Source organism: Brakhagea baltica (assembly GCF_052161605.1).
Lineage (GTDB): Bacteria > Planctomycetota > Planctomycetia > Pirellulales > Pirellulaceae > JBKCUI01.
Genome location: NZ_CP197409.1, coordinates 2,596,814 through 2,612,234, shown reverse-complemented (window position 1 = coordinate 2,612,234; position 15,421 = coordinate 2,596,814). Strand labels below are relative to the sequence as shown.

General features: G+C 52.4%; 10 protein-coding genes. 3 read left to right on the top strand and 7 right to left on the bottom strand.

Translation table 11 applies throughout. From position 1 onward, the window contains the following. Positions 1-120 precede the first annotated feature (120 nt). On the top strand, positions 121-1,245 hold the full coding sequence (gene recA, locus SH449x_RS09575; RefSeq protein ID WP_482381112.1) for a recombinase RecA: 1,125 nt from the start codon (positions 121-123) through the stop codon (positions 1,243-1,245). Positions 1,246-1,539: 294 nt separating this feature from the next. Here the strand turns inward: recA and SH449x_RS09570 are convergent, their stop codons facing one another. The 5 genes from SH449x_RS09570 to mobA all read right to left on the bottom strand — a co-directional run bounded on the left by SH449x_RS09570 (position 1,540) and on the right by mobA (position 7,272). After that, the gene (locus SH449x_RS09570; RefSeq protein ID WP_482381111.1) at positions 1,540-2,451 is read right to left on the bottom strand and encodes a transglutaminase family protein; all 912 of its coding nucleotides are present in this window, start codon (positions 2,449-2,451) and stop codon (positions 1,540-1,542) included. Then, positions 2,448-5,009, bottom strand: coding sequence for a circularly permuted type 2 ATP-grasp protein (locus tag SH449x_RS09565; protein ID WP_482381110.1), 2,562 nt, complete (start codon positions 5,007-5,009; stop codon positions 2,448-2,450). The genes SH449x_RS09570 and SH449x_RS09565 overlap by 4 nt, the downstream gene beginning before the upstream one ends. A gap of 518 nt (positions 5,010-5,527) precedes the next feature. Continuing rightward, a complete protein-coding gene (locus SH449x_RS09560) occupies positions 5,528-5,665 on the bottom strand; it encodes a hypothetical protein (RefSeq protein ID WP_482381109.1) in 138 nt (45 codons plus the stop codon). Beyond that, positions 5,662-6,540: a DUF4058 family protein gene (locus tag SH449x_RS09555; RefSeq protein ID WP_482381108.1), complete on the bottom strand. Its 879-nt coding sequence runs from the start codon at positions 6,538-6,540 to the stop codon at positions 5,662-5,664. The genes SH449x_RS09560 and SH449x_RS09555 overlap by 4 nt, the downstream gene beginning before the upstream one ends. 123 nt (positions 6,541-6,663) lie before the next feature. Next, positions 6,664-7,272 (bottom strand): molybdenum cofactor guanylyltransferase, encoded by a 609-nt coding sequence (gene mobA, locus SH449x_RS09550; protein ID WP_482381107.1) that lies wholly within the window; start codon positions 7,270-7,272, stop codon positions 6,664-6,666. 45 nt (positions 7,273-7,317) lie between these two features. Here mobA and SH449x_RS09545 point away from each other — a divergent pair, with 45 nt between their 5' ends. Further along, complete coding sequence (locus SH449x_RS09545; protein ID WP_482381106.1) at positions 7,318-8,448, top strand: acetate/propionate family kinase; 1,131 nt, start codon at positions 7,318-7,320, stop codon at positions 8,446-8,448. Between the two features lie 21 nt (positions 8,449-8,469). On the opposite strand, the gene SH449x_RS09540 is transcribed toward SH449x_RS09545, so the two are convergent. Together SH449x_RS09540 and SH449x_RS09535 are read right to left on the bottom strand one after the other, a co-directional pair. Then, positions 8,470-9,942 carry a DUF1501 domain-containing protein gene (locus tag SH449x_RS09540; protein WP_482381105.1) on the bottom strand — a complete coding sequence of 491 codons (1,473 nt, stop codon included), beginning with the start codon at positions 9,940-9,942 and terminating at the stop codon, positions 8,470-8,472. Continuing rightward, entirely contained in the window at positions 9,932-13,021 is a 3,090-nt protein-coding gene (locus SH449x_RS09535; protein ID WP_482381104.1) for a PSD1 and planctomycete cytochrome C domain-containing protein, read from the bottom strand. The genes SH449x_RS09540 and SH449x_RS09535 overlap by 11 nt, the downstream gene beginning before the upstream one ends. A 384-nt stretch (positions 13,022-13,405) precedes the next feature. Here SH449x_RS09535 and SH449x_RS09530 point away from each other — a divergent pair, with 384 nt between their 5' ends. Further along, positions 13,406-15,391, top strand: a complete 1,986-nt coding sequence (locus SH449x_RS09530; RefSeq protein WP_482381103.1) for a hypothetical protein — start codon at positions 13,406-13,408, stop codon at positions 15,389-15,391. The last annotated feature ends 30 nt before the right edge of the window (positions 15,392-15,421 follow it).

Below are 15,421 nucleotides of genomic sequence, written 5' to 3'. Positions count from 1 at the left end.
TGGAACGCTTTTCAGCTCGGAGAGTGACCTCTGCCCGGTGAACAAGTTTTGTGAGGGATGCTTGTTCACGTGAGTAAAACCATTATCTCTCGTCTAGTTCACAGGAATAAGGTACGAACGATGGCTGCTAGCAAGAGCACGGCTAAGACGAAAAAGGACAAGGGAGCCCCCAGCGAGATGTCGACTGGCTTGGAGAATCTCTACAAGCGAGAGCCAGGATTAAAGACGGCCCTCCAGCAGATTGAAAAGCAATTCGGCGAGGGATCGATCATGCCGCTCGGCGGCGAGTCACAGCTCAAGATTGAGGGGATCTCAACCGGATCCCTTTCGCTGGACGTCGCCCTCGGCGGGGTCGGAATACCTCGTGGCCGAATCATTGAAATTTTTGGACCGGAATCTAGCGGTAAGACAACCGTTTCGCTCCACATCTGCGCCCAAGCCCAGAAGAAGGGGGGCATTGCTGCGATCATCGACGCTGAGCATGCTTTTGATCCGACGTGGGGTAGGAAGCTCGGTGTGGAGCTGGAGAACCTTTTGGTTAGCCAACCCAGCAGTGGTGAAGAGGCGATGCAAATCGCTGAGATGTTGGTCAAGAGTAATGCTGTCGACGTGATCGTGATCGATTCGGTGGCTGCCTTGGTTCCTCGGCAAGAACTCGAAGGGGAAATTGGAGACACGCACGTCGGGCTCCAAGCTCGCTTGATGAGTCAGTCTATGCGCAAACTGACCGGTGTTATTGCCAAGAGCAAGACGGCAGTCATTTTCATCAACCAGATTCGAGAGAAAATCGGTGGCATGAGCTACGGATCCCCGGAAACCACTTCCGGAGGTCGGGCTCTGAAGTTCTATGCCTCATGTCGAATCGATGTTCGACGAATCGGAGCCCTTAAGGAAGGGGAGGATGTCGTCGGTCAGCGAGTCAAAGTTAAGATTGTAAAAAACAAGGTCGCACCTCCGTTCCGAGTAGCTGAGTTTGACATGATGCACACCTGTGGAATCAGCTATGAAGGGGATTTGCTAGATCTTGGCACCTTGCACAAGATTTTGTCTCGTAGCGGAGCATGGTACAAATACGGTGACACGTATATCGGCCAAGGCAAAGAGAAGGCACGGAACTTCTTGGTGGAGAACAAAGAGGTTGCAGCGGAAATCCGAGAAGCGATCCTAGCTTGCGGTGGCTACGCAGGCCCTGAGGGTAAGCCTGTCGTGGATGAGGAAGAAGACGGCGAGCCAGCGGATTCGTAAGCCCTGTTACTTCCTGTCACGCTATTTGTATCGAAGTCTGCTGGTCGTTCCCATTTGCGACCAGCAGAGATAGGTTTTTTGTTCAGGTCAGATCTTTTCTTGTATCCGTTCACGGCTTGGTGACAGAATTAGTTGTGGGGATAACTGGGAAACGGAGAATCGGATCGGCGGAGCGATCCGCGACATTGTCGCTAACCGCTCCGTCGGTCAGTTGCCAGAATCGAATTAAACGTTTCCCGATTTTTGCCTCGGCGATGGAATTAGATAGGTACAGCGTGAACAGTTACCTTTTCTTTATGAGGCGTGAGCCTCATCGGGCAGAACATCGACACTAACGTTTAAAGTCGTAAGCCCGCCACCAACAACAACTCCTGTAACGGGGGCAACATCCTCGTAGTCACACCCCCAGGCGAGCGTGATGTGTTCGCAGTCCGGGACGAGATTGTTGGTTGGATCGTAGTCGAGCCAGCCAAATTCGCCAAGGTAAACTCCGATCCACGCATGACTAGCATCTGCCCCGATTAGCTTTGATTGACCAGGAGCGGGATGAGTGAGCAAATATCCACTAACATAGCGGGCTGCGAGGCCGATCGATCGCAAGCAAGCGATCTGCAAATGCGCAAAGTCTTGACATACCCCTTTTCGTGATCGGAGTACTTCGATTGGGGTCGTTGAGACCAAGGTTGAATTGGGAACGTAGTCGAATTCGTTGTATATCCTTGCAGTCATCTCCAGTACGGATTCATGGATGGATCGATCAAGCTTAAAGCACTCCATCGCGTACTCGGAGAACTCTCGTCTGGTTCGCACATATTTCGAATCGAAACAAAATTCTTGTGCAGCGCGATCCTCCTCTGATTTTGGATTTCGCAATCGCTCTCGAAGTGTCCGAAAATCTACCTGGTCAGCGCCCTCTGTATCGACGCATTCCCGAACCACATGGCTCGATGAGCGAATGATCATGGAGTTATGTTGAGCTTCAATACTAAAAAATTCGCACTGGTTGCCAAATCGATCCATCCGGGATCGTCTAACGACCGGGGACGGTTCGATATCAACGTGGCTATACTCAACGTGTTGATAGGCGAGTCTCCTAGGATGAAGTCGGATCACATTGTGGCATAGGCTAGCAGCTGACGAGTAGTCATATTCTGTCACATGGCTTATTCGATATCTGACAGGTCTATGGTTACTGTGGTTGCTCATTGATTTGCCGCATCCTGAAGCTGACGAGCAGCTACTGTATGAGTCAAGAATCGTTGAGATAGGAAGTCCACCAAGGAGTTAAGGCTTTGCGATAGATCGATTATAAGCCTTTCTAGGTGCGCTCTTTTCAAAGAATCTCCCTCGTCTGTCTCCACTTCAACCGATAGGGATTCCGCATCAAAGAGTCGCATCATGCCTCTTGCATCCATCATGGCTCGTCGTTGCAGCGTAACGTCCACACTGCTGGCTCCCGTTAAACCCTCCAGCAAATCGACAATCTTGACAATTTGAAAGGTGACGCTGCGAGGGTTAGCCGGATCAAAGAGCAACAGATCCAACGTCGGAGCAACCTCGTAATTCATCAGGTAGCGATAGCGATAGGTCATCGAACTATCGCAAATTTCCAGGGCCGATTCCGCAAGAGCAGCGATGGATCGCCCTCCTGGTACCAAAAGCAATTCGAGTAGACGTAGGAGCCCGTAAGCTCGCTCAATTCGCCTGCCCAGATCGAGAAAAACCCAGGCTGGCCCCCGTGTCATATTCTCCGACACCAAACCTGCAAAAGCCGAAAGCAGCGTGGTCATCTGGTTGATAAACACCCCTGCGTCGCCAATTTTTTGCCGTCGATCAATCCAGGGGATTAGCACATCGACATCCAATCTGCTCAGCAGTTGCCAAGAATCGAAACTGAGTCGATCGCGAATAGACTCCGCATTAAAGCGAATGCCACGAAGCGAAGAGGTAAGTGCGTTGACTCGTTGATCCGAGAATAAAAACTCGACTAGTTCTCGTCGCATTTCCTCCGTGTGCCCACTCATGTCCGGTGGTGGAGATTCGCTGAGAAGCCCCTCGGAGGCGTTCAGTGCATAAACGACTTGCCAAACAAAAGGTAGTAACTCGGGCTCCAGTTCCCCTGCTAGTTTCGACACACACAGCCTAGCGTGCCGCACCATCCCCTCCGCACGCTCCGTTTGTCGGCCTAACCAAAAAAAGTGCTCAGCAACACGACTAGGCAGATCCATCGCATTGCGACGAACCTCGGTCGTGACTTTGTTAGGGGACAATAAGCTAATAGGCTTCACTTTTGCAGAAGTGAGAACCCAAACATCTTTACTGAGTTGACCAGAAATCAAGCTTTCCGAGAGGGAGTCCCCATTGTCAGCAACTCGAGCAATCCCCCCTGGCATCACCTCAAAGCCCTGTTTCGTTGCAGCAGCAAAGACGCGAATCACCGTGGGCCATGCGACCACGCGGTTGGAATACCACGTCGGTGCACAGCTTGGTTTAAACTTTTCCAGAGCCACAAAACTCCAGGGGCTTGCTAGCAACTCCGCTTTGAATTTTTCCCTCGACTCTTCGCTAGCTAGCCGAAAATCCCAGTCCACCCGAGAATGACGACAGAAGGCGTTTCGAATGACAAATCTCTCGGGCTCCTTGAGCACTGCTTCAACTGTTTCGGGACGACCACACCAGTGCATCGGTGCGTTGCCAAGCAGCAGTTCCTCACCGAGCAGTATTCGGCAGAGTTCGGGGAGAATCGCTGTCAGGCCCGGTGATTCAGCCCATCCACTCCCTAATTGATTGGCGACGCGAACCTGCTGATCCCGTGAGGCCTGACAAAGCCCCGGAATTCCCATCGAGCTGTCCGTATTGAGCTCTAGGGGGTCGCAGTCGATATCAGGTATTCGTCTTAGGATTGAGTCGATAGCAACTAATCCCCCAAGTGTCTTCAAATAGACCGATCCACCGCGCACGGTCAGATCGCTCGCCTGTGTTAAGGTATAGCCTAAGTAACGCGCCAAATAGGCATCCTCAAAGAATGTCTGACTTGCAACCCCTGGGCTTAGAAGCACGTTGCGAACCGAACGTTCCTTCTTGCGTCCAGTCGGGTCGAGCTCGTCTCGCATATCGGCAAAGAAACTGGCTAGCCGCAAAACCTTCATCTGTCGAAAATCGGTCTCGAGCACTCGCGAGATCGCAAGCCGGTTTTCCACAGCTAATCCACCGCCGCTCGGACCTTGCGTCCGATCAGCGATCACCATCCACTCCCCGTTGCTGTTTCTGGCAATCTGAGCTGCATATAGATACAGCATCCTATCTCGGACCTGGGCGGATTGCATGGGGCGGAGAAACGAGTCCGTACCGAAAACAAGTTCAGCAGGAATAGCTCCCGATTTAACAAGCCTTTGAGTGCCGTACACATCCTGCAACAACGCGTCGATCAGCCTGACTCGCTGCTCCACACCTGTCGCCAATTGTTTCCAGTCCGACTCCGGTATTACGAAAGGTATGGGGTCTAACTCCCAACTGCGAGTCCCATCTGCTTTGGAGAATTGACCACCGGAGGACGAAGGATTTTCCCTTAATGACCGCTTTATGTTCTGCCAACGCAAATAGAGCTGACTCCCATCCAGCCGTGGCTCAATTCCGAGCAACCGCTGATAATGAGGTCTAACCGTGGAACCACTGAGAAGCTCATCATAGTGACCCGGCAGGCATCGATAGGCTGGATACAACTCGCCGAGAGGATGTAGGCCATTTGGAGGAGTTTGTGGCATTCTGTTCCTTAATGCCGAGTCATCGTTTGTTTAATGTCCGAAATCCTTCGGACTTCCGCCCATATCGTAGTTGGACTGCATCCACTTGAACACTGCGCGTTACCGTCGGTTCGAAACTTTGGACATCGATTTTTTGGTTGATCGGCAGAAAATGCCAGCCAATTCCAACGGATTATTTCTCAAAAGCAACAAAAATACGGGAGCGACTAGTGCTTTGTTACGCCCTCTTTGCCTCGCCCCTTACTGCAAAGCAGTACCACAACACAGCCCGGGGTCGCGGAGCGCACCCCGGGTCGACGGACGAAAAATCCCGAACCAACCCCAACGGGGTTGCACATTGCCCCATGTTAAACCCCTTTAGGGTTCTTTTTATGTCTACGTTGCCGTTTCCCCGGGGTGCGCTCTGCGACCCCGGGCTGTGATGTTTGACCGCTTCGCGGTTGGAAGCATCGCAACTTGTTGCGATGAGTTCACGCTACAGCAATCGAGCCTAGAACACAGGAGATGCGCCCCATGGGTCAATCGTCATTGCCCGATTCATCACCCGCGAAGTCAACGCGATTGCTCGTGCCGAGATCATCGGAGGTTATTATGGCTCGCATTTCACGGGTGGAGATCTTTGCACCTGACGAGGTCGCCATCGTACATTGCATCATCCGGTCTTGGAGTTGCTTGCGGATTCCAGGATAGCCGCGATTGATTGTTGCTCCTCATCTGCAAGTGGAGGTTCAGGAGGCTGGTCATAATTGATGGAATCTCCGTAACGCCCTTTTATGTAAGCTTCGTTTACTAAATTCTGTAGCGGCAGTAATAGGTCGTCGTCCGAGTATCGCAGGGGTATGCGAATGGCAGGCAACGGACATGCGTAAGAGGCGTGATAGGCTTCCGAGTGGTCCGGTTCCAGCGACCGTGTAACGCAAATCCGATACGGCAAGGCGACCTGAGGTGGATAGGTTTTCTCATCTGCGGTCAGCACCCATTCTCCCTGCCGCAATAAATCGATCTCTACCAAGTTGACCATGCCATGAAGCAAAAAATCTTGTTTCTTGCGAAATCGAATAGCTCCCTTGGGCGTCTTGTTAGCAGGGCTGATAAACTCGATGGCCGTTATCACTTGTCGGTGTTCACGTGAATCGATGATCTTGATGTAACGCAGAGTCACTGGCTCGGCGCGACGGGGAAACCGGATCGGCTCCGAGCCTTCCATGACGGCAACCCCGCGTGGAGAAAGAAAGACTCCACTGGATCGCGTGTCATATAGGGTGACGTCTGGTACAATGCGCCTAGGAAACTCATCATCATACTCTTCGTCAGGGCCTTCGACAGAAAGGTACTCTTCGACTCTGGCCTGCAAACCACGAGGTAGAGCCTGTTCAATAACGTCGCGCGCGTACAGAGTTAAAGCAGAATGAATATCGCTCCAATGGCGTTCGAGCCACGGATTCATGCCGGGAAACGGATTGTTCGCAAAAGCTCTCATGGTCTCTCGGATTTTGAGGATTTGGCACTCGCGAACGACCACATCGATCACGCAGTCTCAATCCACCACACCAATTTGTCGTTGATAACTATTATCGCACAATCGATAAAATTTTCAACGTTCGCCCAAACGAACAACCAAATCCATTGCAATGAAGCTCGTCGCTGGCCCGTGTTAAGCTCGCGGCCGAAACTTTGCGAGCTCTTCGGGAGTATTAAAGGTCTGTGGAGAGTCTGCTCGATCTATCGGAATCCTCAGGATTCTATTATGAATCGTGGATTGCCACGAGCGTATAGAACGAATTCCTTCACTCCATGACTTTTGAATCGACTCCAAGCAAGAGACTCCGTAAATCCCAGGAAACGGCATAAAGCCACTCTCCACTTGAAACAAAATCACATCGAATTTTCTCAAGACCTCAATCTCTTGCCTTAAAACCTCATGCTCCCAAATCGGTTTCCAAGCTAGTAAATCACAGGTCAATATCCAACACAACGTTTCGCCATTCGCTCGGCAATCTTCTAAAGATCGTTGGATGCCATGCAATGGCCCGCTGTCCGGCTCATCATCCTCGATGCAGTGCCATGAAAATCGTGAGAAATCGAATTTCGACTTGGCAACAATGGTTGGCGCAACTCCCCTATCCGCCAACACTGAGCAAAGTCGATCGATCAACGGCTTTCCGTCGATTTCCACAAACGACTTCGGTGAGCCGAACCGGCTACTCTTTCCGCCTGCTAAAATGTATGCTCGCCGTATCCTGCGATCTTCATCACGATCCATTGTTACCAACACTTTCTCCAGCACCGATTTGGGAGAATCACCCCCTTGAACGTACTCGTCCTGAACCCAGGTTCCTCAACACTCAAATATGCATTCTACTCCAACGGGGTTGAATCGCGTCATGATACCATTGCGCTCGACGTATCGGATTTACCTAACGAAGCCTGTCGCCCAACCCTAAACCAAAGGTCGCTGGATCAGTCCTTCGCAGAAGCGTTGCGTCGTATCACGGATCAACTACCAAGCGTTCCTGATGTGATTGGGTATCGCGTCGTCCATGGAGGAAGACTATTTTCCAAACCAGCCAGAATCGATGAAACCGTGGTGGCAGGAATCCGTTCGCTTTCGGAATTGGCACCTTTGCATCAACCCTATTGTCTAGCCGCCATCGAAATGGGGCGCGCTGCGTTCCCCGACAAAACGCATGTCGCTTGTTTTGATACGGCCTTTCACACGAGTTTGCCTGCCGTAGAGTCGAGGCTTCCTATACCTAAGCGATTCTGGGAACAAGGGATCCAGCGTTATGGCTTCCACGGACTATCGTACGAATCGATCGCGATGCAATTGCGTGAAACCTACTCCGAATTCGCACAAGGCCGCGTCGCGGTATGCCACCTGGGTAACGGAGCTTCAGTGTGTGGGATGCGATCGCTCCAATGCTGCTACACCAGCATGAGCTTCACCCCGCTGGACGGCTTGATTATGGGAACTCGCAGCGGTCAAATCGATCCCGGAGTGGTCATACATTGGCTTAGGCAAGGATGCACGCACGAAGAAATAGAACGCATCCTCTTGAAGGAGTCGGGATTGCTCGGAGTGAGTGGGGTCTCATCGGATATGAAGGTCTTACTGCGCGAGGCGAGTTCCAATCCAGATTGCGAATTTGCAATCGACCAATTCTGTCATTCTGTCGCCAAGCATATTCTAGCCGCAGCCACATCCATGGCGGGTCTCGACGCGATCATCTTCACGGCAGGTATCGGTGAAAATTGTCCCACGATCAGAAGCCGGATCGTTAAGCAATTAGATTGGCTCGGCCTTCGATTGGATTCCGAAGCCAATCAATCCAATCAAACACCCATACTGCATCAACCAGCGAGCAAGATCGCTCTATTGAAACTAGCCACGGACGAACAAGGAATCGTCGCAAGGCATGCAATGTCGCTGATCTCCTGATTCTCACCAAGGCATTCAACTTCAGACGATCAGATCTTGAAGAACATGACCATGAACATCCGTTAACCGACGATCGATACCGTTGGAGCGATAGGTCAGTTTGGTATGGTCTATTCCGAGTTGGTGAAGAATCGTAGCATGCACATCGTACACTTGGGTCGGTGACTCGCGATCCAGCGGTTTGTAGCCCCACTCATCGGATGGGCCATAACTGATACCTGGCTTAATTCCTCCGCCGCACATCCAGTTGGTGAAGACGAATGGATTGTGATCCCGACCCAATGTACCTTGGGTTGATGGCATACGGCCAAACTCGGTGGTCCACAAAACGATCGTATCCTCCAGCATGCCCCGTTGTTTTAGATCTTGAATCAGCGCCGAGGCACCGACCGCCATCCCCATCGCTAACGGTCCGTGATCACGTTTTATGTCTTCGTGGCTATCCCAGTTCCGCCTCGGAAAACTGTTATCGTTTCCTGACCATATTTGAACAAATCGAACCCCTCGCTCCAGCAATCGTCTCGCGACTAAGCATTTGCGACCGAAATACTCGATCTCCTCTGGTGCATTGATCTCCGACGGATACTCGCGACCTATCGAATCCAGACCGTACATCTTAAGTATGTATTCCGGTTCTTGGCTGATATCCAAGGCTTCGGGCGCGCTGAGTTGCATCTTGGCCGCTAACTCATAAGAAGCGATCCGAGCATCGAGTCGCGAATCGCCCGGCCTGGACTCTTGATACCCTCGATTCAGTTGAGCTAAAAGTTCTCTGCCAGCCAGATCGCTGCTCGGGGTGACAAATTCCCTGGAGGGCAGGAGATCTTCGATCGGCGTTCTTTTCTGCGGAAAAATCGTTGTCCCTTGGGTGTGGGCTGGCAAAAAAGCGGACGACCAATTCTTAGGGCCATTCGAGGGAAAGCCCCGATGATCAGGAAGGACGACAAAGGTGGGAAGGTTGTCGCTGATCGAACCCAGTCCATAGCTAACCCACGCGCCCATTCCCGGGAAGCCTGGATTTTGAAATCCCGTTGCTTGCAAAAACGTGGCTGTTGAATGAACTCCCGTTTTGCCGACCATGTTATGAATAAACGCCAACTCGTCGACTACCTTGCCCATTGGCTCCACGACCTCGCTAAGCATCTTGCTACACTGACCGTGAGGTCGAAACGCGAAGGGGGATTTCATCCATGGCCCCAGTCCGTCCTGGAACGCTTCGACATGTTCCCCAAAATGGGACGGTTCACCGTGATGTTTCTCTAGCTGTGGCTTGTGATCCCAAAGGTCTATGTGCGAGGCTGCTCCCGACATAAAGAGTTGAATCACCCGTTTGGCCTTGGGAGGATGATGAAGGGCGTTGAGTTGGCCTCCCCGTCCGATGCTTGCTGTGAGGATGCTATCGGCTTTCGGCTCGTCACCGAGGAGCAATTGGGAAAGGGGCAATAATCCAAACCCTTGGGCCGATGTCGCGAGCCAATGTCGTCTAGTCCACATAAACAAACTCGCTCAAGTTGAAAAGAATACGACATAAATTGACGAGCCCATGCTCAATTCGATACTCCCGAAGCATGCTCTGCTCTTCGGAGTTCGGTAATCGACCGGTAGTGAGCTCAAAGGCATGATCTACCTGATCGTTTGGATCGCTTGAGAATGATTCGACACGTTGGGCAAAGTACTCGGCCATACTCAAACTGAATTTGCTATTCAGCATCGTAAGGGCTTGCAAGGCGGTGAGGGTCTCGTTTCGTTGCGGAGTGCTTTGTGCGGCATCTGCACAATCGAGGGTCGTCATGTATGGATCGGGTTGCGAGCGAACGACAAAGCGATAGATCGAACGTCGATGGGTCGCGGGATCGGTAGGATCGAATTTGTGATACTCGTAGTGAGGCGAATGTTCGGGGCGTTCCAGCGAGAACAGATAATATCCCGGGCCACCCATCTTGGTGTCGAGTCGGCCACTCACCCAGAGTTGCAAATCCCGGATTTCCTCTGCAGACAGTCGCCGTCGATGCATACGCCAGTAGTATCGATTGTCGGCATCGATGGCTGCATTTTCCTGGTTATGTTGACTGCTTTGTCGGTAAGCGCGACTTGTGACAATTCTTCTGTGTAATTTTTTGAAGGATTGATGATCTCGGAATTCGCAAGCGAGGAAGTCCAGTAATTCAGGATGGCTGGGAAGTGAGCCCATGCGTCCAAAATCGTTGGGAGTATCGACGATGCCTCGACCGAAATGAAATTGCCAAATTCGATTTACAATCGATCGCCAAACCAGTGGGTGATCCGTACTGGTTAACCAAAGAGCCAGGGCGGCGCGTCGATCTGCTTCGGTGTGATCCGTTGCTAACTCAAAGACTCCCGATTCTTCAGGGGCGAGAGGTATCGTGCCCGGAGCCGATGGCTCACGTGGTTGTAGCACATCCCCTCGATGCAAACGATGAATCTCGCGAGGTTGCCCCAACGTGGGCCGAAACGTGCCTATCACCGGAAAATCTGTCGTTGCTGCGTGAACGAATCGTCCCAGCGGCAGTGCTGCAATCTGCCCTGAGATCTCAGTTGCGAGCTTTTCGGCGGCGGCTCGTTGTTGCAATTCTTCGCTAGTAATCCGTTTGCCGAGCAGCTCTGATTGTTCCTTTCTGGCCGCAAAGAGCTGGATCGCCGCCGACTCGTCTTGAGGTTTAGGAAACAAGCCGTCAATCAAGTTGGCCGTACTCCATCTAGGTGGGGCTTCGATCGAATCCAAGGTGGTGATCTTGCATTGGGGGGCTAAGTTATCGCCTGAGGCCGTGAGGAGTTCTACCTCTGCCAAGGCAAAAATATAATCCTGAGAACGCGGAGCCAATTGGTTTGCGACGATGCGAACACGTCGAGTTAGCCTGTTGTCGCAATGAAAAGATTGAGCAGCGATTCCAGGATTGATGTTGTTGTGTTGCTTGGAATCGAGGTTGGTTCTAGAGTCAAAAATCACAAACCAATCATCAGCGGATGTCTCGTTTGGTTCGCGAGAGTCTGATTCATTAGAATCGGCTGGATAAGGGGAAGTGAGAATTTGGTACTGCTGAGGAAAACCAAACCCTGCACCGATGTTGGCATAATCATCGTGACATGGCCTCAGTATAATACGATCGATTTCGGTAGCGGCAGGTAGTTCGAGTTCGATCCATTTCGCTTCGTCTGGTCGAGAGGCGATTGCGCTGTGATAGCCGAACTCGGGTGGGTTTGAGTGCAGTTCTGCGAGGGGAGTCAGTTCACGGATGCGTTCATTCATCTCAGTCAGAGCGGCACCACCTCGCACACGAACCGCTTTGTCCAGATCCGCCAGTAGCTGCTGGTTCGATTCGAGGGTGCGTGTTAGTTGTTCACGTTGTTGGGCGATTTCTGGATCGTCGTCGTAGATCCGGTCGGCTCTATCAACTGCGGCAAAAACCGATTGCAGATTGTAGTAATGAGTCTGCGTAAAGGGATCAAATTTGTGATTGTGGCATTGGCAGCACTGAATCGTAATGGAGCAAAAGGTATTGAGGGTCGCGCTAACCATCTCGTCCCGATCGGTGTGGCGAGCAATCTTGCCATCGATCTTGGACTCGGGGACTTCGGCGTGTCCAATCCAATCCCATGGACCGGCGGCTAGGAAGCCCAAGCCAAGAATCCCATCTGGTTCGCCCGGGAACAGTCGATCGCCGGCGATTTGTTCTTGGAGAAATCGGCTGTACGGCTTGTCCGTATTGAAAGAGCGTATGACATAATCGCGATAGGGCCAAGCATTGGGGCGGAGTTTGTCTTTGTCGTATCCGGCGGTATCTGCGTAGCGAGCCACGTCGAGCCAATGCTGAGCCCATTTCTCTCCGTATCGAGGTGACGCTAGTAGTCGATCGACCCATTGTAGGTAAACCGCTTCAGCGTTTGCTGATCCTGGTTGGTAACTCCGTTCAAACTCCGCAAGCTCTTCTTGCGTGGGAGGCAAGCCAATTAAATCGAGAAACAGACGACGAAGCAATATCTTGGCTGGGGCTTCTGGAGAATGCGACAAACCGAGTTCGCGTCGTTTAGCCTCTAGGAATAGGTCGATTGGGTTTTCTGATTCGCGATAATCAGATTCGTTTCCCTGCATTCCTAAGAAATCATTAAGGTCAGGTCGGGTGATAGGCTGCAGCGACCACCAGTTCCAATCGGTTACGGTGGGTGGTTCGATCGTCACGCTGTCGGGCCACTCCGCTCCTGCTACGATCCATTCCGTTAGCACTGCAATTTCCTCCGTGTTGAGAGCCTTTGCTGCTTTAGGCATTCTTGGAGGATTGTTGCCGTGAGACTTCACGGAGTCTAAAAGCGTGCTGCTATCAGGATCGCCGGGCTCGATCATTCCGCTTGAGAAGGCTGACTGCCGATCGGAAAAGGAAAAGTCTCCTTTGCGATCGTCGTTGTTATGGCAAGAAACGCAGTGAGTTCGGAGTATCGGCAGAACCGAAGCTTCAAAGTGCTGAGCATGGGCTGTCGCACTCGCAAGATAGAGTGTCGCGACGGAATAATATAGTGCCGCGACGAAGCCTGGGAGGGGGAGGTGGGGTATTCGCATCTCTACATTATATTAGGTGCATATCCGAAAAGGGGTCTGCCCCTCTCCAGCGAAGCCAAAAAATCAATGAAATCGACTCTGCTGGTTCTGCGGCCTGGGAAAAGTATGTGGAGGTGTGCAGCACATAGCAGAGGCGCCGGCCCGAATCCACACGTGCTGCACAGACTAGATATTCCGGTTATGCATGGACCGGTGGAAATTTTATTGCTGCTTCTACAGTGGAAACTATTTGACAGCGCATCAAGGGACCGATGACGGAACTCAGCAACAATGTGCGCCTAAGGATAGGTCGCACCGTGGCAAGAGCGGGGCCTCCCCCGCTCGAAACAACAAGGTAATGAACGCCACGTCTACGGATGGACGAGTAAAGCAAGGAGCTGTGTGGTGAAAAAGAAGTGGTTTAGTGGCTTGGCAATTTCCATGGGAATTGCAGCGTTACCTGGGCAGGTTGAAGCTCAGTATGTTGGTAACGGAACCGGCTTGGGCGCCAGCTCCTTTCAGCTCCCCCCATTGCCTCCTAGCAGGACGCCGTTGGCGGCTCCGGGGGCACCTACTCCCGGAACCTATGGGAACATGGTTCATCCTACCAATTACCGTCAGGTAGGAGCGAACACGATTGGCAGCGGAGTTCCGAACCCAACCGCCGCCTATCAAGATCCTTACTCCATCGGCAATCTCGGAGAAATTGAGAGCGTGCCAGCTGTTCCGCAGATCCACTCTCGCCCGGCTGCACCGCCCCCTCCACCTCAGGTGAATACCGCCCCACAGATGCAAGGACTGCAATACGGACAGCAGTTCGGCCACCCCCAACACGGCCAACAGCAATTTGGGCAGCAACAGTTCGGCCATCAGCCGCACGAACATTCGCACGCTCCTCAGCTTCATCATCCTGACCCACACGCCTATGCCGCACCAGTTCCGCAGTACCAAGGTCCGCAGGCTCCCTGCCCGGCATGTGCCGCGGGAGCTTGTGCCACCCATAGTGTTGGTGCCTACTATTCCGACCATTCCTTCGACGGAGGACCAACCTACGGAATCGAGGCTGGTAACGAAGGGTATTACGACTGCGGACCTTCTGCGGTGGGACTTACTACGGCAGTTTCGCCATCGCCGTGGATCTTCGGTGCTGGAGGTTTGCTGTTCAATCGCGTCGATGACTACAACCGCAAACTAGCATCCAGTGGTCCAACTCCGTGGCTCGGAACAGGCGATGCGGCCATGCGAGCGACAGGTGGTTTTCAAGGATCGGTGGGTCGTTACTTTGGTTGTGGTAGATACGCTCTCGTGGGAACTTACTGGGGTATCTTCAGCAATCCGCGGACGGTAACGATCACGCCCGGTGCTGGCAACAATATCCGAACTGATCTAGCCTTCTCACCGATCGCACCGGCCGGTGATCCGATGCCTTGGTACGGAGCATACATGCCGGGCGGCAATCGACCGATCTATGACTGGTACGATAGTGGCAGCGGGGTGGGCGCCAATAACCCCGCAACTCATTCGCAAAGGTTGCGACGCGACAACGAGTTTCACAACGTTGAACTCAACCTATTCACCTTTGCTCTCGGTGGGGGGGCTCGGCAGGGTATAGCAGGTACCGGCTGCGGAGGACTTGGCGGAGGCTTATTGCATCATGGTGGTCACCACGGCGGACATCGTGGCTATAGCCATGGCGGTCAATGTGGCGATAGCTGTGGTCCAAGCGGCGACGCAGGTTGGGGTGCCAATTCCTGTGGTCCCAACCTAGCGGGATGCGGAACTGGTCTAACCGGTCCTTGTGCCCCTTGGTATGGCGCTCAGTGCAGCAGGTTGAGACTCAACACGTTCGGTGGTCTCCGATGGTTCCGGTTCGGCGATGAACTCGAGTACGCATCCAGCCAAAGCGACAACATGTTTGGAACCACTGACGACGATTTTTACTACGTCAGCAACGTGACAAACGACTTGGTGGGAGTTCAGTTAGGTACGCTCGCTACATGGTGTACCGGTCACCGGTTTAACTTCTTCGGTGGCACAACCTTTGGTGTTTATAACAACCATATCCGAACTTTCACTCGCGCTGGCACCACGTCGACCGACGCTATGGTTCGTCCGCTCGGAGCACCAGGTGAAGCTGATGTTGCCTATAACTTTAGAAATTCTCTGAACGATGTCGCGTTCATCGGAGAGGGAACTCTAGGAACGGGGATTTTTATCAAGCCAGGCTGGACACTTAATCTGGGGTATCGTGTCGTGGGGGTTGCAGGTGTCGCGACCTCCGTTGGACAGATCCCGACTGAGTTTACTCACGTAAGTTCGATCCGAGGAATCAAGAATGATCGAAGCCTTATTCTGCACGGTGCGGTTTTCGGCATGAATTACAACTTCTAAAATCCCGGTTCTTGCGGAGCTGGTAAAGTT